The 23,273-nt window shown below is 38.9% G+C and carries 20 protein-coding genes; 10 read left to right on the top strand and 10 right to left on the bottom strand.

The window, feature by feature from the left end:
• Nucleotides 1-10 precede the first annotated feature (10 nt).
• Nucleotides 11-1,597 (bottom strand): FGGY-family carbohydrate kinase, encoded by a 1,587-nt coding sequence (locus ACRRSQ_RS15615; protein ID WP_440876699.1) that lies wholly within the window; start codon nt 1,595-1,597, stop codon nt 11-13.
• 171 nt (nt 1,598-1,768) lie between these two features.
• Here ACRRSQ_RS15615 and ACRRSQ_RS15610 point away from each other — a divergent pair, with 171 nt between their 5' ends.
• The 5 genes from ACRRSQ_RS15610 to ACRRSQ_RS15590 all read left to right on the top strand — a co-directional run bounded on the left by ACRRSQ_RS15610 (nt 1,769) and on the right by ACRRSQ_RS15590 (nt 7,072).
• The gene (locus ACRRSQ_RS15610; RefSeq protein ID WP_440876698.1) at nt 1,769-2,626 is read left to right on the top strand and encodes a hypothetical protein; all 858 of its coding nucleotides are present in this window, start codon (nt 1,769-1,771) and stop codon (nt 2,624-2,626) included.
• Between the two features lie 116 nt (nt 2,627-2,742).
• Nucleotides 2,743-3,936, top strand: coding sequence for a tetratricopeptide repeat protein (locus tag ACRRSQ_RS15605; RefSeq protein ID WP_440876697.1), 1,194 nt, complete (start codon nt 2,743-2,745; stop codon nt 3,934-3,936).
• Nucleotides 3,914-4,906: a M28 family peptidase gene (locus ACRRSQ_RS15600; RefSeq protein WP_440876696.1), complete on the top strand. Its 993-nt coding sequence runs from the start codon at nt 3,914-3,916 to the stop codon at nt 4,904-4,906. The genes ACRRSQ_RS15605 and ACRRSQ_RS15600 overlap by 23 nt, the downstream gene beginning before the upstream one ends.
• Before the next feature lie 73 nt (nt 4,907-4,979).
• Nucleotides 4,980-5,537, top strand: coding sequence for a phosphoribosyltransferase (locus ACRRSQ_RS15595; RefSeq protein ID WP_440876695.1), 558 nt, complete (start codon nt 4,980-4,982; stop codon nt 5,535-5,537).
• A gap of 323 nt (nt 5,538-5,860) precedes the next feature.
• On the top strand, nt 5,861-7,072 hold the full coding sequence (locus ACRRSQ_RS15590) for an EAL and HDOD domain-containing protein (RefSeq protein ID WP_440876694.1): 1,212 nt from the start codon (nt 5,861-5,863) through the stop codon (nt 7,070-7,072).
• A 54-nt stretch (nt 7,073-7,126) separates the two neighbouring features.
• On the opposite strand, the gene ACRRSQ_RS15585 is transcribed toward ACRRSQ_RS15590, so the two are convergent.
• Nucleotides 7,127-7,354 carry a glutaredoxin family protein gene (locus ACRRSQ_RS15585; RefSeq protein WP_440876693.1) on the bottom strand — a complete coding sequence of 76 codons (228 nt, stop codon included), beginning with the start codon at nt 7,352-7,354 and terminating at the stop codon, nt 7,127-7,129.
• Nucleotides 7,355-7,530: 176 nt separating this feature from the next.
• Complete coding sequence (locus ACRRSQ_RS15580; RefSeq protein WP_440876692.1) at nt 7,531-8,925, bottom strand: alkaline phosphatase; 1,395 nt, start codon at nt 8,923-8,925, stop codon at nt 7,531-7,533.
• Nucleotides 8,926-9,126: 201 nt separating this feature from the next.
• Between ACRRSQ_RS15580 and ACRRSQ_RS15575 the strand changes: the two genes are divergently transcribed.
• Both ACRRSQ_RS15575 and deoA read left to right on the top strand, forming a co-directional pair.
• Nucleotides 9,127-9,543: a cytidine deaminase gene (locus ACRRSQ_RS15575; RefSeq protein ID WP_440876691.1), complete on the top strand. Its 417-nt coding sequence runs from the start codon at nt 9,127-9,129 to the stop codon at nt 9,541-9,543.
• Between the two features lie 10 nt (nt 9,544-9,553).
• Nucleotides 9,554-10,867, top strand: a complete 1,314-nt coding sequence (deoA, locus tag ACRRSQ_RS15570; protein WP_440876870.1) for a thymidine phosphorylase — start codon at nt 9,554-9,556, stop codon at nt 10,865-10,867.
• Nucleotides 10,868-10,934: 67 nt separating this feature from the next.
• On the opposite strand, the gene deoC is transcribed toward deoA, so the two are convergent.
• Genes deoC through udk form a run of 3 tightly spaced genes read right to left on the bottom strand, consistent with a single transcriptional unit; the run spans nt 10,935 to nt 13,654 of the window.
• Nucleotides 10,935-11,729, bottom strand: a complete 795-nt coding sequence (gene deoC / locus ACRRSQ_RS15565; RefSeq protein ID WP_440876690.1) for a deoxyribose-phosphate aldolase — start codon at nt 11,727-11,729, stop codon at nt 10,935-10,937.
• Nucleotides 11,730-11,745: 16 nt separating this feature from the next.
• Nucleotides 11,746-12,990, bottom strand: a complete 1,245-nt coding sequence (locus ACRRSQ_RS15560) for a NupC/NupG family nucleoside CNT transporter (RefSeq protein WP_440876689.1) — start codon at nt 12,988-12,990, stop codon at nt 11,746-11,748.
• Nucleotides 12,991-12,997: 7 nt separating this feature from the next.
• Entirely contained in the window at nt 12,998-13,654 is a 657-nt protein-coding gene (gene udk, locus ACRRSQ_RS15555; protein WP_440876869.1) for a uridine kinase, read from the bottom strand.
• A gap of 225 nt (nt 13,655-13,879) precedes the next feature.
• On the opposite strand from udk, the gene ACRRSQ_RS15550 reads away from it, so the two are divergent.
• Complete coding sequence (locus ACRRSQ_RS15550; RefSeq protein ID WP_440876688.1) at nt 13,880-15,109, top strand: phosphopentomutase; 1,230 nt, start codon at nt 13,880-13,882, stop codon at nt 15,107-15,109.
• Between the two features lie 94 nt (nt 15,110-15,203).
• Nucleotides 15,204-17,474, top strand: a complete 2,271-nt coding sequence (locus ACRRSQ_RS15545; RefSeq protein WP_440876687.1) for a TonB-dependent receptor — start codon at nt 15,204-15,206, stop codon at nt 17,472-17,474.
• Nucleotides 17,475-17,955: 481 nt separating this feature from the next.
• Here ACRRSQ_RS15545 and deoD read toward each other — a convergent pair whose 3' ends face one another.
• Nucleotides 17,956-18,660 (bottom strand): purine-nucleoside phosphorylase, encoded by a 705-nt coding sequence (deoD, locus tag ACRRSQ_RS15540; protein WP_440876686.1) that lies wholly within the window; start codon nt 18,658-18,660, stop codon nt 17,956-17,958.
• Nucleotides 18,661-18,739: 79 nt separating this feature from the next.
• A complete protein-coding gene (gene add / locus ACRRSQ_RS15535; protein ID WP_440876685.1) occupies nt 18,740-19,747 on the bottom strand; it encodes an adenosine deaminase in 1,008 nt (335 codons plus the stop codon).
• A 210-nt stretch (nt 19,748-19,957) separates the two neighbouring features.
• On the opposite strand from add, the gene aroG reads away from it, so the two are divergent.
• Nucleotides 19,958-21,013, top strand: a complete 1,056-nt coding sequence (gene aroG, locus ACRRSQ_RS15530) for a 3-deoxy-7-phosphoheptulonate synthase AroG (protein WP_440876684.1) — start codon at nt 19,958-19,960, stop codon at nt 21,011-21,013.
• A 34-nt stretch (nt 21,014-21,047) separates the two neighbouring features.
• Here the strand turns inward: aroG and ACRRSQ_RS15525 are convergent, their stop codons facing one another.
• Both ACRRSQ_RS15525 and ACRRSQ_RS15520 read right to left on the bottom strand, forming a co-directional pair.
• Nucleotides 21,048-22,154, bottom strand: a complete 1,107-nt coding sequence (locus tag ACRRSQ_RS15525) for an ABC transporter substrate-binding protein (RefSeq protein ID WP_440876683.1) — start codon at nt 22,152-22,154, stop codon at nt 21,048-21,050.
• An 86-nt stretch (nt 22,155-22,240) separates the two neighbouring features.
• Nucleotides 22,241-23,245 (bottom strand): 6-phosphofructokinase, encoded by a 1,005-nt coding sequence (locus tag ACRRSQ_RS15520; RefSeq protein WP_440876682.1) that lies wholly within the window; start codon nt 23,243-23,245, stop codon nt 22,241-22,243.
• Nucleotides 23,246-23,273 lie beyond the last annotated feature (28 nt).

The raw sequence follows: 23,273 nt of genomic DNA, 5'->3' as shown, positions 1-23,273 counted from the left end.
ACCTAGGAAATTACTCTGGGTAGCCGGTAATGTCTTTGATATTTTTATATAAAGGTTTAAGTTGCTGATACATTTTTTTATAAACGCGATGGTAAAGTTGGTGGTAAAGTGCAACATTCTTTTTATCAGGTAAAAATGTTTGCTTGATATGAGTCATTGCTTTTATCGCTTGTTGATAATCATCAAAATAGCCACAGCCCACCGCGATATTTATTGCTGCGCCTAAGCCTGAGGTTTCAAAGGTATGTGGCCGGTGAGTAGGTAAATTAAAAATATCAGCACTTAGCTGCATTGCCGCATCCGATTGTGAGCCACCGCCTGAAATAATTAAGCGATCGATTTCAATACCTTGGCGTTTAGCTAATGTTTGTTGCCCTTCTTTTAATGCATAGGCGAGACCTTCAAGTATTGCTCGGTAAATATGACCGCGATGGTGTACATCGCCAAAACCAAGCATCGCGCCTTTTGCTTCTAAATTAGTTAAGCTCGGTGACCAATAAGGCTGTAGCATTAAGCCCATCGAACCAGCGGGAATATCTTCAATTAATTGATCAAATAAGCTTTCTACACTTACGCCAAGTTGCTGTGCTTGTGCTGTTTCTTGCTGTCCAAATTCTTGTTTAAACCAATTAACCATCCAAAATCCACGATAAATCATAATTTCACTGTTGTAATGCGCAGGAATTGCAGACGGGTAGGCGGGCAGAAAAGGTTGCGGCTCGACATAACGTTTGTTGTTGGTATTAATGGTTGCTGTGGTACCAAAACTTAAATTGGCGGTATTGGGGCTAATACACCCTGAGCCCAAAACTTCGCAGGCTTTATCAGATGCGCTAGCAATAACGGGTAACCCTTGTTTTAGCCCTATGTGTTTACTTGCGGCTTCAGTGATACAGCCGATGAGCTCTCCTGGCTGAATAAGTTCGGGTAACATATTTGCCGAAATTGGCAATAACTGCCATTTCCAATGGTATTTTGCTGCCCAGTTTTGCTTTTTATAATCAAAGGGTAAGTAACCAATAATACTGGCGACGGAGTCTTTAAAGTTACTAGTAAGTTGATAGTTTAAATAACCAGAGAGAAGTAAAAATTTATCCGTTTTTTGCCATATTTCGGGTTGCTTTTGTGCGAGCCAATTCGCTTGCGATTTGCGGTAAAAATATTCAATTAAATTCCATTTATTAATACTTTTAAACACTAAGGTTAAGTACCAAGGGATTTTCTTTTGTTCATTTGTGGTTAAATCGGCAAGTCGTTGATCAAGCCATAATATCGCAGGTCTTAGTGGCTTGGCGTCGCTATCTAAATTAACGACAGTGCCGCGCTGGGTGGTTACCGACATTGCTACTATTTTGTCTTTTAATTTTTGCTCAACAACATCTGGCAACTGCCACAGTTGTTGACAAGCATCACCGATCATCTGCCAAAAATAATGGGCTTCTTGTTCAGCCCAGCCGGGTTGTGGGCAATGGTAATTTGCTAACTTAACGCTAGATTTTGCCAATAACTCACCTTGTTGATTAAAAATCATGGCGCGAATACTTTGCGTACCATTATCAATTACTAAAAATAGATCATCAGGGTGGTTTGTAGACACGTTTGTTCTCATTATTATTTTTTTATTGTGACGCTAATATTGACAGAAGCGACGCTAAAATAAAATTAACTGTGACAAAAGTTGGTTTATTTGTGCCGGATCAACAGTTAACGTATTAGATTACTTATACTAACTGACAAGAAACGAGTCTTCTAATAATAGGATTTTTGCATGAAGCGTTGGCTTAGCATAATTATTTTACCCTTATTAATGATAGCGATAACGGCTGTTGTGGTCTATCAGCATGATGAGCATATCAATATGGTTAAAATGCCCCCGAAAGCATTAGCGCAATGGTATAAGCCACAAAATAAACGACAAGTTTGGCTGCATACCATGTTTCAATTACGTCGAGAAATGCAAGCGGTTGATTATTACGCTAAGCAGCAAGACAGTGAGTTAATGAAAAAGTGGATGGCAGATCTTACCAAACACTATGGAAAAATTGCTGAAATGGTGCCAACGTGGCGAAAAAATTTAGACTACAACGCATTAGCACAGTTACAGGCACATGTTGATCAAAACCAATTTAGCCAAGTTTCTACAGCGGTAAATAGCTTACAAAAAAATTGTGATAGCTGCCATGACGACTATCAAGCAATTACGGCGTTAACTTACCGAACGCCTGATTTTTCAACTATCACCCTTGATTCGCCTTTGTCATATCAAGCGCACATGAATAAGTTAACGCGCCAAGTTAACCAAATTAAAATTTCTGCACAAGACGGCAATGTAGAGAACGCTTTAGCGTCTTTAAATGATCTAAAAGTTGAAATGGATGTGTTAGGCAAAAGCTGTGTTAATTGTCATCGGGGCGGTAAAGCTTATCCAGATGAAACGGTTGTTAATACACTGAATAGCCTAGAAAATAGTTTAGTTAACGGTAGCGCGAAAGAGCAGGGACGAGATTTAGGCACTTTAGCAGTATTAGCCTGTGCGCAGTGTCACGGTACGCACCGTTTATCTTATGGCGCTAAAACAAAAATCAATCAACAAAGTTCTTGGCTAGATATGCTTAAGCACAATTAACCTTGCTGTTGATTATCAATTCAGTTTGTAAGGGAATATTAATAACCTTGCCTTAAACTGTTCAATAATTACTCTGTCGTATATGCTTAAGGTAGGTGTATGCGATGGAGTTTGTTATGAAACTATTCAATATCCTTTCTTTAGTTGTTTTACTTTTGCTGTTAAGTGCTTGTAAAACTACACCAAAATTCAACTTTGAACCGACGACAGTCAATTCTGTTTACCTTGATCATGAATTTGAAGGGCATGACGAATATGCTGTAGAAACCTTAGACGAAATTTTTGCCCTCGATGAAGACATGCAGGCACTTGTTGATAATAAGCTCAGCCGCATTTACGACGAGCGAAAGCGTGCTTCTGAACTATTAGAGCATATCTTTGAGTCTGAACAAATCAACCTGCAATATCAAGGTGGTGCGAATCTTACCGCAAGGCAGGCGTTTCATTCGGGCGAAGCAAATTGTATGTCACTCACGATTATGGCGTATTCGCTAGCAAAAGCAGCAAAACTTTCGGTGACTTTTCAAGATGTATTAGTGCCAGAATATTGGCAACGCGATGGTGAATACAACATGCTAACGGGGCATGTTAATTTGTTGATTAGAAAAAGGATTGAATCAAATAAAATATCACTGATGTCAGAAGAAGTACTAGAGATTGATTTTGACCCTTACATCAACAAAAAATCATTTCCACGCCGTGCAATTGGTAAAAATAAAATTGTCGCTATGTTTTACAATAACAAAGGTGCAGACGCACTCGCGAATAAAGATTATTCAGTGGCCTATCGATATCTAAAAGCGGCTACGTTGATTGACCCTAACTTTAGCTCAGCTTGGGGGAACTTAGGGGTTTTATATAAACACAAACAGCTCGACCAACATGCGGAATATGCCTATCACAAAGCGATAAATATCAATAGAAACAACAATACGGCGTTAAATAATTTAGCTATATTACTGCGCTCGCAAGGTGAGTTAGATGTCGCAGAGCAAATAGAGCTTTCAATTTTGCGCAAACGCATCAACAACCCATACTATTATGCGTTGTTAGCTGACGAAGCCTTGCATCGCGGTGAGCCACATCACGCATTAAATCACTATAAAAAAGCGATCGACTTATCTGGTCGTGTTGATGAGTTTTATTTTGGTTTAGCCAAGGTACATTACGAAATGGGTAATTATAGTGCCGCTAAAAAGTCATTAAAAAAGGCTTTGGCGCTTAATAAAATTACCCAGATTGAAAATCAATACATAGCCAAGTTAAACTTTTTAAAACAAGCCGAGCATGCTAGCTATCAAAAACTATAGAAACAAGACGATATTAGCCGCGATTTTAGCGGCTTTTCTTTTAGGTTGTTCATCACAAATAGCTTCAAACAATAGCAATAATTTAGCATCATCTGCCGGTGAAGCTAAATTGAACCATGCACAATTGTTATCAGATTTAAAAGTTTTATCGTCAGACGAATTTGAAGGTAGAAAACTTGGCAGTGCGGGTAATATTAAGGCACAACAATATATAATCGAGCGACTGCAATCTTCAAATGTAGCCCCTTTTAAACAGCAATATGCTCATCAATTTATCAAGAAACAACTATTTACCTCAAAGCAAGGCTATAACGTGACTGCCTTTGTCGAAGGAACCGAGTTTTCTGAAAAATACATTGTTTTTACCGCACATTACGATCACATTGGTAAAAAAGGCTATCAAATTTTTAATGGCGCTGACGACAATGCTTCTGGTACGGCGGCATTACTTACTTTTGCTAACAAAATTAACAAGCAACCATTAAAATACAGCAGTATTTTTTTGTTTACCGATGGCGAGGAGCAAAATTTAAGTGGTGCCAAAGCTTTTATTGATGATAATCAAGACATCGTCAGTGCTATTTCGCTTAATATCAACATGGATATGATCGCTGGAGATAAGAGCACTAAAACCCTTCACTATATTGATAGTCATCTCGACAACCTGGTATCAACAGAGCTGGTTACTGAGTTAATTAATACTGAACCATTTAAGAGGTTTTCAGTTAAAAAAGGCTTCACTAATATTAAAGGTTACAGTGTTGTTGGTAGAAGAACCAATTGGGTACAAGCGAGTGATCACGGTGTTTTTTACCAAAATAACATTCCTTTTATCTATTTTGGTGTTGGAGAGCATAAGCTATATCACAGTGATAAAGACAATTATGAAAATGTTAACTTAGCGTTTTTTATCAACGCGAGTGAGTATATTTATAGTTACATTCGATTAATTGATAGATACCTCAAATAACAAAGAACCATTTGCTCAGTGTTCGCTATAATGAGAAAATGGCACGATTAACATATAACAAACGTAGATTATTATGAATAAACGCTTTATTACAGCGCAGGAATTGCTGGAAGATTCTTTCAGAGTTGCTGCTAAAGTTTATCAAGACGGCTTTAGACCACAATTTATCGTAGGTATTTGGCGAGGTGGTGCACCAATTGGTATCGCAGTACAAGAATACTTTGACTTTAAAAAGGTAGAAACAGACCATATTGCCGTGCGTACTTCATCTTACTACGGTATTAATCAGCAAAATAAAGAAATTAAAGTACATGGTTTGCATTATATTATTGAAAATGCCAATGCCACTGATGGATTATTAATTGTTGATGATGTTTTTGACTCAGGTCGAAGCATTGAAGCGTTAATCAAGCAACTTGAGTTGTTAACGCGTCGCAACATGCCTTCAGATGTTCGTATTGCCTGTCCTTGGTACAAACCGGCAAACAGCAAGGTTGATATTAAACCTGATTACTATGTTCATGAGTCTGATGAATGGTTGGTTTTCCCACATGAACTTTCTGGATTATCAGTTGAAGAACTAGCTGAAGGCAAAAAAGACCTTGCCAATATTCGCGAGCTTTTTGAATAAAAAAATAAAATAAAACAGGCTGTGAGCGCTAGTGCGAATAGCCTGTTTATTTACCTTTTCTGCCTACCTCGCCCAACATTCCCTTGTTACAGACTTCGTTCCTCTACGCGCAAGCTTCGCGACTAACATCTTTTGCATAAATTTAATATTCGTGCCTTAATGCACTAAACCAATGTACGTTGTTGATGAAACGTTATTCTAATTGGCAAATCATTTGAAACAACCTTCTTACAAACATCAAAAAAATGTTAATGAATTGTCTGTAAAGCGCATTTGTTTTTAGGTAAACTCAATACCTATGTTTTTTATAACTAATAAAAATAATGCAAACGACTTATATCGCTAGACAAGCTATTTTCGATAGAAATGCCAACGCTATTGGCTATGAACTTCTGTTTAGAAATAGCCCAGAAAATAAATTTCCTGAGCTTGATTTAAACGTAGCTACCTCTAAATTAATTATTCAAAATCATATTCATGGCGACATTACTGCCTTATGCATGGGGAAATTGGCGTTTATTAATTTCACCGAGCATTGCTTAATTAATAAATACCCCTTGTTGTTTGATACCAAAGATATTGTTATTGAGCTAGTTGGTAGTAATAAACCGACCTCTCGTTTTATTAAAATCTTAAAATATTACTTCGAAAAAGGGTATAAAATTGCCCTAACTGAATATGACTTGGAAGATCATTGGGACGTGATATTCCCTTATTTGTATTTGGTGAAAGTAGATGTTGAAAAGATCAATGCAAAACGGTTATCACCTGTTGTTAAAAAACTAAAACCGTTTGATGTAAAACTTACCGCAGAAAAAGTAGAAACGCGCTTTCAATTGCAATCATTAGCTGAAGTCGGATTTAGTGCTTATCAAGGTTTTTTCTACCACGAGCCTGAAGTCATAGAAGGGCAAACATTAGCGCCGATCAAAACGCAAATGTTACATTTGATCAGTGAAACCTTTAATGTTCCTTTTAATTTTGACGCCATTGCTAAAGTGATCAGCCAAGATGTTAATTTATCGGTGAGCTTATTGAAACTAGTCAATAACGTCGCCGTGGGTACACAAGTTGAAATTACTTCATTAAAACAGGCAGCTGCATATTTAGGTGAAGATAAACTTAAGCAATTTGTGACCATTTTAGCCTTATCTAAACTCACCGTTGATCAAACTGATGAAATCGCCAAACAAGCGCTGATCACTGGTAAATTAATGGCTGCCATTGCCAAAGTAAATGCCTTTAAAGAAATCAAAGATCTGGCCTTTATCACTGGCTTGTTAAGCGCTATTGAAGTGCTATTAAGCATGCCAATGGATAAAATAGTGCAAACAATGCCATTAGCTAAGCCAATTGAAACTGCTTTAGTTAATCATGAAGGTTTGTTAGGGGAGCTTTTAGATTTTACCACTAATTACATTACTGGTCGCAATGATAAAGTTGAGCAAACACTAGAGAACTTCTCGTTAGATCAAGACTTTATTCATAAAGAGTTTGTATCGGCTAGTAAGTGGTGTAACGCCTTAGATATATAATTTAGCGTCTTATAAATATATGAAAAAGCCCGTATTTCACGGGCTTTTTTGTATTTAATCGTTGAGTAATTTATTAAAACCTTTAACCGAAAAACCATTAAGTAATTGATCGCCGACTTTTACTACGGGCACCCCACGCATGCCAGTTTTTCGAAACTCTTTTTGGCCTGCTGGCGTTTTAACATTGCATAAACGATAGGGTATTGAATTGTCATCAAAATATCGCTTGGCGGTGTTGCAATGAGGGCAATTGGGCATGGTGAATAAAACAATTCGTTTCATAATGAACAGAAAAAATATTAACAAAGATGGCGATAGTATACCGTTTAGCAGATTATAAAAAAACTAAACCGCTAAACTAGACTAACAGGCGTTAACGATTTAGTTTTTATCATGCATACTTTTTAATCATGTTTTCTATTTGCATTGTTTTTGTATAGTTTGCTAGGTGTTAGCTGTTAGTGATTTTTACCTAGTAACCTAAAAATAGTTTTTGCTATGTCGGTATTATCAAGCTTACCGTTAAATAGCTCACTTTTAGGGCCAAATGCAAATACTGGCACATCGATCCCTGTATGGCCGCTTGATGTCCAGCCGGTATTGGTTCTCACATCAATAAGTTGAGTTACCGCCTTGTGCATATATTTAGTTGCTTTGGGTTCTTTTTTAAGTTTTTGCTCCGCTAAGCTTAATGAAAAATAGCGCTGTAGCGCTTCATTTGCTTCATATTTTGCTTGTTGTAAACTCATTAATTCTTTTTTAGTCAACTCAAAACTGAGTAATTTATTAGCTTCTTTTAAGGTAATATCAATCTCAAGCAGCTGCTTAGCAATTGTTTGTGGCGACATGGTCAGTTTATGCAAAACCTCAGGTTGCCAGGCGTACTTTCCGTTTGCGCCAATGGTAAAACCACCGGTACTGTGATCGGCCGTCAATACCACCAAGGTATCGGGGTTTTGTTCAACGTAACTTGATAAATACTCAAGCGTTGCTGCTAAATCATCCATTTCAGTCATTGCTGCAGCGACGTCATTTACATGGCCGCCCCAGTCAATTTGACTTGCTTCAACCAACATAAAATAACCTTGAGGGTTTTCTAAAAGCTGAGTCGCTGATTGAGTTAACACCGAAAGACGGTTTGGGTTAGTATCATCTAATGCCCATGGCAGGCCTTTATCGGCAAATAAGCCTAACAAAGGTTTATTCGGTAGCTCGGTTAATGCATCGTAATTATCGACATAATGAAAGCCTTGTTGTTTAAACTCAGCAACAAGGTTTCGATCGTCACGAATAAAATATTGCCAACCGCCACCTAAAATAACGTCAGCTTTAATGCCATCGTCGAGGTAGCTATCAGCTATCGCATTGTAATTTTGTCGACTTTCATTATGACTTAAATAAGAAGCGGGTGTCGCGTGGTTCACTTGTGATGTAACGACAACACCGGTTTTCTTGCCTTGTTTTTTCGCCCATTCTAATACGGTTTCTACCGGTTGCTTGTTCACGTCAAGACCAATGGCGCCATTATAGGTTTTTACGCCAGATGCTAATGCAGTAGCACTTGCGGCAGAGTCGGTGACAACACCCGAGACTTTATCTGGGTAAGTGCTGCTCATTCCCACTAAATAACGATCAAATATCGTTGCTTCAACCGTGTCGGTTTCTGGATTGTCACGATAATAGCGATAAGCGGTGGTATACGCAGGTCCCATACCGTCAGCAACAATCATAATGATATTTTTAGGCGACGTTTCAGTGTTCTGTTCGGCAACAGTGTTTATCGTAGGCTGCTCTGTTGATCCGCAAGCACTTAATGCCATGGCTAAACACAAGGTGAAAACTGATTTTTTCATTAATTCTTCTTATTTTAATTGTCAAAAGGCGAGCCAATGATTATTCCAAAAGTCATCTGTTAAGGCAACTATTCGATTTTCAGTTTTAACGCATGTTTTTGCTTATTCGTGGCAACAGATATTCTTGCGCTAAAATAATGTTTAAATTTGCTACATTGATTATAGTTATCATGTTAATAACACGCGTTTAAGGCGTTCCTAATGACAATAGATCACACTCATCAAATAAAACCGTTAGTAAAAGTTGCCGAAAAAGCATTTTTGAACGCGCATGCGCCTTATAGCAATTTTAAAGTGGGTGCTGCGGCAAGGACATCATCGGGTGTTATTGTATCTGGATGTAATGTTGAAAATGCCTCTTATGGCTTAACCGTTTGCGCAGAGCGTAACTGTATCGCACAAGGTGTAGTTCAGGGCGCGGTACAATTCTCTCAACTTGTTATTTATACCAAGCAAGAGACACTCACTCCGCCGTGCGGAGCTTGCCGACAAGTTATTGCAGAATTTTTTCAACAAGATGGTGTTATTACTGCTGTTAACCACTTACAGCAACAAAAGCAGTGGACGGTTGCCCAGTTATTGCCTGATGCTTTTTTACCCGATCATTTAGCGAAATAAGGAATATATGATGCTAATACCGCAAGAAATTATTCGCCTAAAGCGTGACGGTAAAGTGCTAGAACCAGAAATTATTCAACGTTTTGTCAAGGGTTTGGTTGATGGCACTTTTACCGACAGCCAAGTTGGTGCGATGGCAATGGCGATATTTCATCAGGGCATGACCGCAAAAGAAACTAGCGAGTTAACTAAAGCTATGATGGTCTCTGGCGATACCTTAACCTGGCCAGAAATTGACGGCCCTATTGTTGATAAGCATTCAACCGGTGGTGTCGGCGATAAGGTTAGTTTTATGCTCGCAGCCATTGTTGCGGCATGTGGCGTTTATGTGCCGATGATTTCAGGGCGAGGGTTAGGGCACACAGGTGGCACTGCCGATAAGCTAGAAAGTATTTCAGGTTTTAATGTACAGCCAAGCATAGAAAAATTTCAACAAACGGTAAAATCACTGGGGTTGGCAATAATCTCACAAACGGATAATTTAGCGCCAGCGGATAAACGTTTATACGGCATTCGTGATGTTACTGCCACCGTTGAGTCTATTCCTCTTATAACAGCATCGATATTATCTAAAAAACTTGCCTCCGGATTAGATGCGCTAGTTATGGATGTTAAAGTTGGCAATGGCGCTATGATGACATCGCTAAATGATGCTAAAGCACTTGCATCAAGCATAGTAAATGTTGCCAATGCCTGTGGCGTAAAAACCCAAGCCTTGATCACAGATATGAATCAAGTTCTTGGCTTAAGTGCGGGCAATGCGCTTGAAATGGCAGAAACGGTTGATTATTTAACTGGCGCATATCGAGAGCCAAGATTGCATAACATTGTAACTGCGTTAGCTACTTCGATTTTAATTAGTGCAAAGGTTGCACAAAATGAAAACGAGGCAACTGGTAAAATAAACGAAGTATTAAGTTCAGGAAAAGCCGCAAGTTTATTTGAACAAATGATATATGCATTAGGTGGGCCCAGTAACTTTATTGAAAAACCTTGGCAGTCTATGCAAAAAGCTAAGATTATTTTAGACATTAAAGCTGCACAATCAGGGTATATAAACGAACAAGATACACGAGCCATTGGTATGTCGGTGGTTAAACTTGGCGGTGGCCGTTTGTCAGCAAAACAGCAAATAAATCACAGCGTCGGTTTTGATAACATACTGCCTGTTGGCACTAAAGTAACTGAAGGTGATGTCGTTGCCAGAGTTCATGCTGAAAATGTTGAACAGGCAAGTGAAACTAGCCTTGTGTTCAGTAACGCGTTACGAATAAGTGCTGAGCAAGAAAGTAATAAAACTCTGATTTATAATGTAATAAGCTAGGAGTGGTTGTTGTGTGGTAAAGTGGTAATTCATCGTGAATTGACCACTTTACGCAATTAATTTGAAGCTAATAATCGGAGTTTGTTCTATTTTTTGAGCCATTTTTAGGCTTGTTTTCATCACAACCTAACGCCGTTAATAGGTTGCCAAGTAAGCTACTTGCCCCAAATCGAAAGTGACGACTATTTAACCATTGCGGCGCGAAAATGGAAGTAGCAAGGTCAAGATAAATTTGAGCATCTTCAACATTTTTAACGCCACCAGCCGCTTTAAAGCCAACATCCTTATTACTTTGTTTAATTGCGGTTAGCATTAATTTTGCCGACTCAGGTGTGGCATTAATGGCAACTTTCCCCGTTGATGTTTTAATAAAGTCAGCACCGGCATTAATGGCGATATGACTTGCTTGAGTGATAAGTTCATCAGTTTTTAATTCGCCAGACTCGATAATGACTTTAAGCAATACGTTATTTGGACAGGCTTTTTTGCATTGGCTGACCATATCAAAGCCTACTTGGTCATTACCTGCAATTAATGCGTTGTAGGGGAAGACTAAATCAACTTCATCAGCGCCATAGGCAATAGCTGCCTTTGTTTCTGCCAATGCTATATCAATATCGTCATTGCCATGGGGAAAATTGGTGACGGTAGCTACTTTAATGTTGGGCGTTGCTTGCTGTTGTAAAAACTTTTTAGCCAGAGGAATAAAGCGAGGATAAATACAAATTGCGGCAGTCTCGCCTGCTTGTGATTTGGCCTGTTGGCAAAGCTGCTCGATATCTTTTTCAGACTCCGAATCAGTTAAGCTGGTTAAGTCCATTAAGGCAATGGCTTGTTGTGCATAGTGGCGAGTATCATTCATGGGAGTTTCCTAATTTTTATAAGCCGATAAAAAAGCCGGCAATTGCAGCACTCATTAAATTTGCTAATGTAGCAGCTAACATGGCTTTCATACCTAAACGAGCAATGTCATGACGTCGAGAAGGGGCCATTGAACCGATGCCGCCAAGTAATATGGCAATTGATGACAAGTTAGCAAAACCGCATAAAGCAAAGGTGATGATCACTTGGCTTGATTGACTTAACGTCTCTTTAATTTCAACAAAATTAACGTAGGCAAAAAATTCATTCACGACAATTTTCTGGCCTATAAAACTGCCAGCTGAAAGCATTTCATCAAAGGGTACGCCAACAATAAAAGCGAGCGGCGCAAAAATATAGCCAAGAATAAACTCGATGGTGATGTCTTCAAACCCTAATAGGCTAGCGATGCCACCAACCATCAAATTTAGTAATGCAATTAATGCAATAAAGGCGAGCAACATAGCGCCAACATTTACAGCAAGCTTAAGCCCAGAAGCGGCGCCACTAGCGGCTGCATCGATAACATTAGTCGCACTTTGCTGATCTTCTTCAAATTGAGCAGATTCTTGCGCGATTTTTTCAGGCTCTTGCTCCGGACAAATAATTTTAGCCATAAGCAAACCACCAGGCGCAGCCATAAATGAGGCAGCTATTAGATATTTTAACTCGACGCCAAGGCCTGCGTAGCCAGCAAGTATTGAACCGGCCACAGACGCCAAACCGCCAACCATAATGGCAAATAGCTCTGATTGGGTCATGTTAGCGATATAAGGTTTTACTACCAGTGGTGCTTCGGTTTGACCAACAAAAATATTGGCCGTAGCAGAAAGAGATTCCGCTTTGCTGGTTTTTAATAGCTTTTGTAAACCGCCGCCAATAACCTTAATAACCCATTGCATGATGTTAAGGTAATACAGCACCGCAATTAATGATGAAAAGAAAATGATATTGGGCAGTACTCGTATGGCAAATACAAAGCCAACGCCATTTTCATACATGGCGTCTGTACCTAAACCACCAAAAAGAAAATTAATGCCGACCTTGGCACTATCAATGACCGTTTGTACGCCATTACTCATACTTTCAAGCAAGTCTTTGCCAAATGGTACGTATAGCACGAGTGCCCCTAAGGCAACTTGCAATAAAAATGAAAAACCTACCGTTCGTAAATTTATTGCCTTTCTATTTGTTGATAAAGCGACAGCAAGCGCTAATAAAACGGCGATACCAAACAAACCGCGAAATACGCCTAATTCCATATTAACCTCATTGTGATCCGCTGTTACTTGAATTTTGTAGATGTAATTGGCGAATTTTTGTTTTTAGTATATCAATGGCAACATTATTTTTACCACCGCGGGTAACGACAATGTCAGCCCATTGTTTTGACGGTTTGATAAATTGATAAAACATCGGTCTTACAGTCGCCAAATATTGTTCAGTAACGGATGCCAACGTTCTACCGCGGTCAACTGTATCGCGTTCTATGCGTCTGATCAGACAAATATCAAGCGGTGTGTCGATATAAACTTTAATGTTAAAACAATCTCTTAACGCTTGATTGGTTAATACTAAGATGCCTTCAACTAAAATAATATGACTGGGTGATATTGTTGTCGTTTGATTGGTACGGGTATGCGTTTTATAGCAATATTGTGGCATTTCAATTGATTTACCACCCGCTAGCTGATGTAAATGCTGTTCGAGTAATTGATGATCAAATGCGTCAGGGTGATCATAGTTAGTATTAACACGATCAGACAGTTCAAGTTGGCTTTGGTCGCGATAATAGGCATCTTCATGAATAATCGAAATACCATTGCTGCCTAATTCATTGCTAAGTTGTTGATAAAGCGATTGAGCAAATAATGATTTACCTGAAGCAGAAGCACCGGCAATAGCAATTATGGTGGTGTTTTTTATTATCAAAAAATCATCCTGTTTTCACGTTGGCGACAAAGTTTATCTTATTAGCGTTAATTTTACGTGATTTTGGCAAAAAGTTGCACCTTTTAATTCGACTACACTATACTAAATAAAATTTGAAAAGGTTTGACGCTTATCATAACTATTCCATTTTCACATATTCAGTTGTCTGAATTTAGTGTAGTTTAATTCGCCAAATTATAAGTATAAAAAGGGATATAAATGTCGAGGGTTATTCTCTTAGTAATCGACAGTTTTGGTATAGGTCATGCACCTGATGCAGAAAAATTTGGTGATATAGGCGCAAATACGTTTGCAAGTATTGCCAATTATTATTTTACTCACAAAAAACAAACCATTAATTTGCCTCACCTTACCGCTATGGGCTTAGTAAAAGCCGCTGAGCGAGCATCTGATATAACATTTCCGTTTCAACCAGTAAGCCATTTTAAGGGCGCATATGGATGCGCTGCTGAGATCAGCACAGGTAAAGATACGCCAAGCGGGCACTGGGAAATGGCAGGCGTACCAGTATTATTTGATTGGGGCTATTTTCCCGATACGGTTCCGAGTTTTCCACAACAGTTAACCAACGCCATTAGTAAAGCAACATTGATAGACGGTTGTCTTGGTAATTGCCATGCATCGGGTACAGAAATTATTGCAAAATATGGTGAACAACATATTCAATCAGGCTTGCCAATTTGTTATACCTCCGCAGATAGTGTCTTTCAAGTGGCAGCCCATGAAGAGCACTTTGGCTTAGATAACTTGTACAAATATTGCGAAACAGTGCGCCAATTACTCGATGGTTATAATATTGGCCGTGTTATCGCGCGACCTTTTGTTGGTAATAATGCATCTGATTTTGCCCGTACGGGAAATCGTCGAGATTATTCAGTGTTACCTCCGGCAAAAACCGTGTTAGATAAGCTTACTCAAGCAGGCGGACAGGTCATTAGTGTCGGCAAAATTGCTGATATTTTTGCTCACCAAGGTATTAGTCAAGCCACCAAAGCAACCGGCATTGATGCATTAGTTGATGCAACTATTGAACATATGAAAACAGCGCCTGCAAACACGTTAATATTTACTAATTTGGTTAACTTTGATCAAGACTTTGGTCATCGACGAGACCCAATAGGTTATGCTGAAGCGTTAGAGGCATTCGACAAACGTTTGCCAGAATTATTTAAGCAGTTAAATGACGACGATATTTTATTTCTTACCGCTGATCATGGCTGCGACCCAACTTGGCATGGTAGCGATCATACTCGTGAATATGTGCCGATGTTGGCCTATCACAATAATATTGCCTCGGTCGATTTAGGCGAACGACAATCGTTTGCCGATTTAGGGCAGACAATAGCAGATATTTTTAAATTAAATTCAATGGAATATGGCGAAAGCTTTTTAGCGCAACTAAACTTTCCAACTATAAAAAGGTACTAATTTTAAGGTTAACAATAGTCACCATAGAGTGAAATCAACCTTAATAGCACAACATATACAGATAATAAAACAGAGTCCTTGGGAGATTAACTTAATGAAAAACTTTAACAAAACCTTGCTGCAACGTTGTTGCCAAGTGGGCATTATTGCCATTTGTTCAACATCAGCGCCAAGCGTTTTCGCTGCTGAACAAGATAGCGAAGAAATCGTTGGCTTAGAGGTTATTGAAGTCACCGCACGTAAACGTGTTGAAAATGTTCAAGAAATTCCAGTATCAGTATCTGCATTGCAAGGTGAAAACCTTGATGCGTATGCCTCTGGTGCTGTAGATATTCGATTTTTAAATGCCAAAATACCGAGCTTATCGGTTGAGTCGTCATATGGGCGCACATTTCCTCGGTTTTATATTCGTGGCTTAGGTAATACAGACTTTGATCTGAACGCATCACAGCCAGTTTCATATGTGGTTGACGAAGTTGTTCAAGAAAATGCGATCTTAAAAGGCTTCCCTGTATTTGATGTTGAGCGTGTAGAAGTGCTTCGTGGACCACAAGGCACATTATTTGGTCGAAATACACCTGCTGGTCTTGTTAAACTTGATTCGGTTAAACCTTCGCAAGAAGACGCTAATGGTTATTTGTCTGTATCATATGGTTCAAAAAACACCATGGATGTTAAAGGCGCGTTTGGTACAGCACTAACTGACAATTTATCGGCGCGTATCTCTCTTTTGCATCAAGACCGAGACGATTACATTGACAATCTTGCCCCTGGAAATGAGCAAAAGGATGTTTTAGGTGGTTATACCGACCAAGCCGCCCGTTTTCAATTATTGTATGAAGAGGGTGATTTTAGTGCATTACTTAATTACCACATGCGCGATTTAGATGGCAAACCTATTGTCTTTTACGGTAATGCTATCGAACAAGGCACTAATGATTTAGTGGCAGGTTTTGACCCAGATGTTGTTTATCACGACTCTGCATCTCGTGCGACTCAACAAGTGCAAACGGAAGGCTGGAGTTTAAAGCTAGAATACGATTATGGCGATTATACCTTAACCTCAATTACCGCAAGTGAATCGGCAGAAATTTATTCTCAAGGTGATGTAGATGGCGGTTATGGTTGTGGTTTAGATTTTTGCTCTGGCCCAACAGGTCCAGGTTTTATTCCGCTAGCCTTTGAAAGTGGTGATGCAATTCCAGACCATAAGCAACTGACTCAAGAGTTACGTATTTCCAGTAATTTTTCTGGTGATTTTAATTATCAATTAGGTTTTTTCTATTTTGATGAAGACCTAACCATTTTAAGTATTGGGTTTGATGCCTTTAACCCGCCAGCTCAATCTGCTTATGCAATTCAAGAGCAAGAAACCCAAGCTTGGGCGGTTTTTGGTTCATTTGATTATCAATTTACTGACAAGTTCTCAGTTACCACAGGTATTCGTTATTCAGACGATCAAAAAGATTTTGTTGCTGAACGTTACTTCTCAGCATTTGATGGGCCACTTGCCCCTGTACCAATTAAAACCGATGATTCTCATGTAAGTTGGGATGTTAGTAGTAGTTATAAATATAGCAGTGATATTAACTTATATGCACGCGTAGCTAATGGCTTTAGAGCACCGAGTATTCAAGGTCGTGTCGCCTTTTCTGATGCGGTAACAGTTGCCGACTCTGAAACCATTTTATCATTTGAAACCGGCATAAAATCAGATGTTTGGGATAATCGTGGCCGCGTAAATGCTTCTGTATTTTACTACACTATAGATGATCAACAAGTAACGGCTGTTGGTGGTAATGATAACGGCAACAAATTGAAAAATGTTGATGAAACGATTGGGTATGGTTTTGAATTTGATTCAGAGTTTATGGTCACTGAAAACCTAACGGTTACCGCTAATTTTAGTTACAACAAAACTGAATTTAATGATGACACTTTAGCAACTGACATTTGTGCATTTGGCAATTGTACTGTGACGGATCCTCTCAGAGAAGATGGCAAAGCGTTACTCGACGGTAATAGTTTACCGCATGCACCAGAGTTAATTTATAACATTACTGCTCGCTATGCGCGTGAAGTTGGCGAAGGCGAGTTCTACGTTTATACCGATTGGTCGTACCGAGACGAAATTAACTTCTTCTTATACGAGTCGTTAGAGTATCGAGGTGATTCGCTGTTAGAAGGTGGTTTACGCAGTGGTTACACTTGGGATTCAGGTGATTTTACTTATGAAGTTGCCGCGTTTGCTAGAAACTTAACTGACGAAGTACAGACAATAGGCGCAGTTGATTTTAACAACCGTACCGGTATGGTGAACGAAGGGCGTTTTGTCGGTGCAGAATTTAAAGTTGCTTTTTATTAAACCTATTTAAGGTTTAACGAACTGCTTTATAAAAAGCACTACGTGTATAAACTAAAAAGGTAGCCTAATCATTTATTGAATAGGTTCCCTTTTTATTTAACTAATAATAATTACGCAGCTATAAATACATGCCAAATAATTAGAGCGTATTGATCTTTCAAGTTTGTTTTTGCAGCAGTTTGTTGGGTATTTATACAAGGCGGTGCTTTTGATGTGTGGTTATTCCACATGATAAAGCACCAACACCGTATAAATGACAACAAACGCTGTCCGAAGGATTCGGCTAAAAGCTTTTTACTCTTTGTTGCCTACATGGATGTAGGTACTTAGGTTACGTTTGGAACTAGTAACCTGTGTGAGGTGTTTTGCTTAGATGACTAGGCAACAAACCTCACGCCGCGATTAAAACGCTTTTATCTCGAACAAAATTCAAACAGCAAAGATCAACACGCTCTAATCAATTTATTTAATCGTTAACAGGTTATAAAACACTTTCTAACGTTAATTCCATCATATCTTTAAACGTTGTTTCACGTTCATCAGCCGTTGTTTTTTCACCGGTTTTAATATGATCACTTACCGTTAGCACGGTTAAGGCTTTCTTACCGCACTCGGCGGCAACACCGTATAAGCCAGCGGCTTCCATTTCAACTGCTAAGATGCCGTATTTTTCCATCATCTTAAACATTTCAGGTTGCGGTGTATAAAATAAATCTGCTGTAAAAATATTACCAACGTGAAGATTTAAACCAAGTTTATCGGCACTATTGGCAACCTTTTGTAATAAACCAAAATCTGCACAGGGGGAGAAGTCGTAATGATTAAATCGTTGGCGATTAACATTTGAATCGGTACTGGCAGTCATGCCAACCACAATATCGCGTATTTTTATGTCATCTCTAACCGCACCACAAGAACCAATACGAATAATATTTTCAACATGGTAATTTTGGTAAAGCTCGGTGGCATAAATCGAAATGGAAGGCACGCCCATGCCTGAGCCCATTACCGATACCGGTTTTCCTTTGTAAGTGCCGGTAAAACCGAGAATATTACGAACGCGAGTAACACATTTTGCGTTGTCTAAAAAGTTTTCGGCAATAAACTTTGCTCTAAGTGGATCGCCGGGCATTAAAACCGTTTCTGCGAAATCATGCTCTAATGCTTCAATATGTGGTGTTGCCATGGTAAACCCCTTTATGTTGGTTATTTTCCAGTAAGTTTTTAGCCAGTGTTATCCTGCTATCAAGGGTGTTTTACTGGTGTTATAAATCTTTTGTTGTAAATTCTGATGTTAATGTTCGTTTTTCTGCATTTGACAGAAAACTCATGTCAATCGCATTTTGCTGCAATTGGCTGATGGTTTGCAAATCAAAATTAAAGCTTTGATGTGCGAGCTCAAATTCATGTTTAAGCTCAATGCCTTCAACAGCCGGATCATCTGTATTTAAGCAAACTAATAATTGGTTTTCGATAAATGTGGTGATCGGGTGCTCATTTAAGTGTTTAACAGTGCCCGTTTGTAAATTTGACGTTAAACACGACTCGACACCAATACTGTGTTTATGCATATAAGCCATTAAGCTTTCGTCTTTATAACTATTAACCCCATGGCCTATTCGGGTAGCGCCTAAATCATTAATCGCCTGCCAAACACTTTCTGGTCCGGCCGCTTCACCTGCATGCACGGTAATGTGTAAATCTGCATTTTTTACCTGTGTAAAATGCTCAACAAACAAATGTCCAGGAAAGTTGTATTCGTCACCCGCTAAATCAATCGCAACTAAATGGTTTTTGTGCGTCAGCAAAGCATCTAACTCTTGTTGGCAAATTTCAACACCGAAAGTGCGACTTAAAATCCCAATTAGGTTTATCTTAACGGGAAATTGTTTTACCCCTTGTGCCACACCGTCGATGACTGCAGCAACCACATCAGCAACAGGAAGTTGGTGTGTCATTGCCATGTAATAAGGGGAGAAACGTAACTCGGCATAACGAATACCGGCTTGATAGACATCTTCGACATTTTCAAAAGCAATGCGTTTACAATCATCAAGCGTTGATAATACTTTAACGCCCCAATCGAGCTTTTTTAAAAAAGCGAGTAGGTCGGCTTCATTATGAGTGATGGTGACATGAGGTAAAAATTTCTCAAAATTTATCTCGGGCAAAGTGATGTTATTTTTTTGGGCAAGTTGCCAAATAGTTTGCGGCCGAATGTTACCGTCTAAATGTCGGTGTAAATCGATTAATGGCAGTTGGTTATTATACATAAAGCAAGCTTATTTTTTGATACTTACAAGTTATAGCAGATAGTAGACTGAATCTAAGCTCAACGCTAATTAACAAAACAAATATTTTTATAAAATAATTAATCTTTGTCATGGAATTGTTGCTCTAACACTGGTAGATTACTCGCGATTCAATTACACGTGAATAAATATGCAAACTACTTGTAGTAAATAACAACTTAAGAGAAAAATATGTCTTACCAAACTGATGACCTTCGAATAAACAAAATTAAAGAATTACTGCCACCTGTAGCGTTACTGGAACGATTTCCGGCGACTGAAAAAGCCACTACAGCAGTAATTAATTCACGCGAAGCGATTCATAACATTTATCACGGTAACGACGATCGTTTATTAGTAGTTATTGGCCCTTGTTCTATCCACGATCCTAAAGCTGCCATGGAATATGGTCAACGCTTGGTCGAGCTTCGTGAAAAATACAAAGGCACGTTAGAAGTTGTTATGCGCGTTTATTTTGAAAAACCGCGTACCACAGTGGGTTGGAAAGGCTTAATTAACGACCCATACCTTGATAACAGTTTTAAATTAAATGATGGTTTACGCATAGGCCGTAAATTATTAGCTGAGTTAAATGATTTAGGTTTGCCTACCGCAGGTGAGTTTTTGGATATGATCACGCCACAATATATGGCAGATCTTATGTGTTGGGGCGCGATTGGTGCTCGCACAACAGAAAGCCAAGTGCACCGTGAATTGGCGTCTGGTTTATCTTCCCCCGTTGGTTTTAAAAACGGCACCGACGGCACCATTAAAGTTGCAATCGATGCGATTGGCGCGGCAAGTGCACCACATCATTTCTTATCAGTCACTAAATACGGTCATTCAGCGATTGTCGAAACGACAGGTAACAAAGATTGTCACATTATTTTACGTGGCGGTAAAACCACTAATTATGACGCCGATAGCGTAAAAGAAGTTACCGACCAATTAGCGTCGTCTGGTTTAAATACTAAAATCATGATCGATTTTAGCCATGCTAACAGCAGCAAAAAATTCGAAAATCAAATGCTGGTTTGTGAAGATGTCTGTGGACAGGTTTCATCAGGTAACGACGATATTTTTGGTGTTATGGTAGAAAGCCATTTAGTGGAAGGTCGTCAAGACCTAGTAGACGGTAAGGCTGATGTTTATGGTCAAAGTATTACTGATGCCTGCATAGGTTGGGGCGACACTGAAAAATTACTCGCACAATTAGACCAAGCGGTAACAGCGCGTAGAGCAAAATAATATCGTTTTAGGCAAATACAAATAAACGGGCTATTCATTCACTTGAATAGCCCGTTTTTTTTAAGCTCTTAATTAAGTTCTCAATTGAGAAAGTTAATGGTGCTTTATGACTTAAACTAAAACGGTCAAATTCGTATTGTTCAAAATTATTGTTAAGTAAATTGTCACTAAAAGTTAATTGGGATTTACTCTTGCTCGACTCAAATATATCAATTACTTGATGGTTTTTATTAGGCATCAGTTTGTTATCGGCAATATCTCTGATCATCACTAATGCATACGCTCCTAAACTCACGTGTCCACCGTAAGATATATCAATAGGGTATTGCGAGTTTTTAACATCCCAATTAAACCCACCAATAATAACAGGTTGTTTAGGCTTTAGTTCTACGACGGCTTTTTTCGCCCCCAAAGCCATAGGATCGTTTGCCGCCCAAATTATATCTATTCGTTCACGCTGCAAGATACCTTTGACTTTGGTATATGCTTCTTCTTTATCCCAATTAGCAACGGTACTATCTACAACCGATAGCTTTTTGTTTTGCCTAGCAAAGTCATTAAAACCTTGTTGGCGCTCAAGTGCTGCCGGTGTCGAATAATCACCTTGTAGCGCTAGAATGTTCTTTGGTTGCAATTTAGTCTGCATTAACGGCTGTGAGTCATGAAGTTTAACGAGATCTGCAAGTAGATTTTTACCTGCGCTGTAATTATTCGGTTTTACACTACCAATATTAAGTGACTTTTCATTAGTCGATAAGTTTGCTATTTCACCTTTGCTTAAACCATTAAGTAACATGAAGGTTTTTAGATTAAGTTTTGATAAGCTCTTCACCAAGCTCAGTGCCTTTCCTTTTTCATTTACCAAAATCACATAGTCTGGGTTTTGTTGTGCAATAGAATTGACCAGCGACTGCATCAGAATATGATCACGACAAGCATATAGTGTCACTAAATCTATCGATAAATCTTGAGCTGCGGCCTCCATAAATTGGCTTACATTTTGCCAAAAGTGACCTGTGGTATTTTGATAAGGGTGACCAGGATTGAGAAATACGACTTTAATATTGCTTGCATAACTTAGCCAAGGAACATGTAAAAGAAAGAATAAAAGTGTTGAGCTTAGAACCTGATTTAATTTCATCTTCACCTTTTATCTACACGTTACGATCAATATTGTAAAGTGTAGATAAATATGTGGTGGGATTCCAATTTGCTGCTGCAAATAACTTAACGTTTTGCTGTTAACGCAAGAATGTTATCTTGTGCTCTAACTAAGCTATCGCTCACGGTTTTAGTGTGTTTTACCGCCAAATTTAACGGGAGGTAGGCAATTGAATTATTTTGCTCGCCAACCATATAGCCACTTTTGCCATCAAGTAAACCTTGAACCGCGGCTACGCCCATTTTAGTTGCAGTGATCCTATCTTTTGCATCAGGTGAACCACCACGTTGTATATAACCTAAAACACATGCCGTGCAGTCTATATTTGAAACTTTGCTTAAATCTTCTGCGAGCTTATTTACACCACCTTGCCAAAGGTGTTCGGCAACAACGATAATATAACTGTGATGATGATTCGCTTTTGCAGCTTTTATATCTTTGGCTAAATCTTGCAAGGTTTGTTGCTCAGAGCCTTTGGTGAAATTTTCAAAAGAAAGTACTTGTTCAGCGGCACATGCAATGCCGACATTAAAGGTAATATGACCGCTATGACGCCCCATTAACTCAATAATAAAAACCCGTTCAAATGCGTCAGCGGTATCACGTATTTTATCGATAGCGTCTAATGCGGTATTTACTGCGGTTGAAAAACCAATGGTGTGATCGGTGCCATCTAAATCATTATCTATGGTGCCGGGTATACCGATAATTTTGCCTGACCAATGCTGTTGTAATGACAACAAACCGTTAAAAGAGCCATCTCCACCAATCACAATTAAGGCATCAACTTTATTTTTTAATAACGTGGTTGCTGCTTGTATAAGGCCTGTTTCTTCAAGCATTTGCGCACAACGTGCACTTTTTAATATAGTACCGCCAAGTTGTATAATGCTATCGACATCTTCACTGGTGATAATCTTGCTATTATCCGCAATTAGTCCGTTATAACCGTGGTAAAAACCCAGTACTTCTATATCAAAATGGCTGGCAGAAAGAACAACAGAACGAATGGCTGCGTTCATACCCGGTGCATCACCACCACTGGTTAATATTCCTATACGTTTTATCATAACAATCAATGTTTTGCTTGAAACAATT

This window comes from Thalassotalea sp. PLHSN55, assembly GCF_052030545.1.
Lineage (GTDB): Bacteria > Pseudomonadota > Gammaproteobacteria > Enterobacterales > Alteromonadaceae > CANMXU01.
The sequence above is the reverse complement of the archived record's forward strand: the minus strand, read 5'-3'. Positions and strand labels throughout refer to the sequence as shown.